This window comes from Mariniphaga anaerophila (genome assembly GCF_900129025.1).
GTDB classification, from domain to species: Bacteria; Bacteroidota; Bacteroidia; order Bacteroidales; family Prolixibacteraceae; genus Mariniphaga; species Mariniphaga anaerophila.
On sequence record NZ_FQUM01000038.1, the window covers coordinates 1 to 1,753 of the forward strand.

2 protein-coding genes are annotated in these 1,753 nt (G+C 35.1%); both read left to right on the forward strand.

What is annotated here, in order from left to right; genetic code table 11:
* The first annotated feature begins 293 nt into the window (after nt 1-293).
* Nucleotides 294-1,025 carry a hypothetical protein gene (locus BUB08_RS19910; protein ID WP_073003681.1) on the forward strand — a complete coding sequence of 244 codons (732 nt, stop codon included), beginning with the start codon at nt 294-296 and terminating at the stop codon, nt 1,023-1,025.
* A gap of 179 nt (nt 1,026-1,204) precedes the next feature.
* Nucleotides 1,205-1,354, forward strand: coding sequence for a hypothetical protein (locus BUB08_RS20470; protein WP_175550066.1), 150 nt, complete (start codon nt 1,205-1,207; stop codon nt 1,352-1,354).
* Nucleotides 1,355-1,753: the final 399 nt, after the last annotated feature.

The window sequence follows — 1,753 nt, forward strand, 5'->3', positions numbered from 1 at the left end:
GATTTAGATATTGGAGTGGCGGAATTTTCACCAAACTCAAAATATTATGACAAAGGTTGGGAGGACATGAAAATTGAATAAACACCAGGCTATAACAATGTACATATTGCAGGGCGGGGTTCGGTGGTACGTCAGCTGCGGATTCTCGCATCGAAGTTCCGTGTCCTTAGGACAGGAACGCTCTCCGAAATCCGCCCCGACAACATGTACCAACCGTTAGCATTAATTATAAAAAACAGCATGCATTATAGAATTAAGACTAGTTTTTGATTGACATTAAACTTCAAAGTGATATGACCATTGAATATGAAAATACATTAAGACTTTTAATAATCACCAAACTTGGAGACGATGATAATGCACCCTATAAAGTTTCTGACGAAAGAATTTCAAAATGGATAGAAAAGAGAGAAATTGAACTTAAAAAGTACAAAGGAATTTTAACTGAAAATAGGATTATATATTATTCTGATTTTTATGACCTAAAAACAATAATTTTCAAAAATTGGGAAATATTCCTACCAATACTTAAGAATAAAAAGAGATTTGAAATTTTCCATAACGAAATTGAGAACTTTAGAAATTCAGTTGCTCATGGGAGAAACTTAACATTATCTCAGGAGTATTTATTAAAAGGAATAACATCTGACTTAAAAAACCAAATAACGATTTATCATAATAAGAATGAGATGAAAGATGATTTTTTTATCGAGATTATTAGAGTAACAGATAATTTAGGGAACACATGGAATCGTAGTATGCCTAAACCAATACCAATATTAAGAGCTGGGGATAATTATGAATTAACAATTGAGGCAAATGACCCAAAAGATAGGAAAATCTTATATCGTTTAGATTCACATTTGAAGATTGATATGACTCAAGAATCAAACCGATTTAATTTTGAAATCACAATTGACATGGTAGGAAAAAATGTATATATTCTTGTAATGGCTGAAACTCCAGAATCAGAATATAAAAATGAGGATTGTATGGAAATAAATTTTACAATTTTACCTAAATAACTAATGCTAACACTTTGTAAATTGCATTGCGGAGTTCGGTGCAGGTTGTCGCCTCGGATTCCCGCATGATTGTCTTTCGTCCTGCGGACGGACAATCACACGCAAATCCGCAACGACAACATACAATTTACCGTTACCAGCGCATTTGAAAAAGGAACGGACTAACAAATAAAAACCTATTGCAAAAAGACAAAGACAAGAGAGGAAAAGAGAAAAGACAAACACAGGATTTCTGGACAGTCAGCCAGATTTTGGAAAGAAAAGAAGAAAACAAAGAAAAGAGCAAAGCAGAAAAGATTATTCCTCAACGACAAATGAAATGTAACTGAGGAAGCGGAGCTTTGAAAAAAGTGAAAGAATATCGAATTTTGGTTGCCCAGATTGGCAGGAAAATGAATACATTTAACTCAAAAATCGATTGACAATTAATGAGCGAAATCGACCAGACACCGACTTTTTTTGCAAAACAAGACGGACAAGGAAAAGGAAATAGGAAAAAGTAAATTACGGAGTAGGAGTGGAGCAACCCCAAAACAACATTTTACAACTTGACAAAATTGACAAGAAAATAAAGACAAAAACGCGCTGTAACAATGTGCATATTGCATAGCGGTTTTGGCGGTTTGCCAGCTGCGGATTCTCGTTTCGATTTTCTTCGTCCTGCCGGACGGAAAATCTCTTCGGAATCCGCTTCGCAAACATGCACCCGGCCGTTACCGCCAATTTAA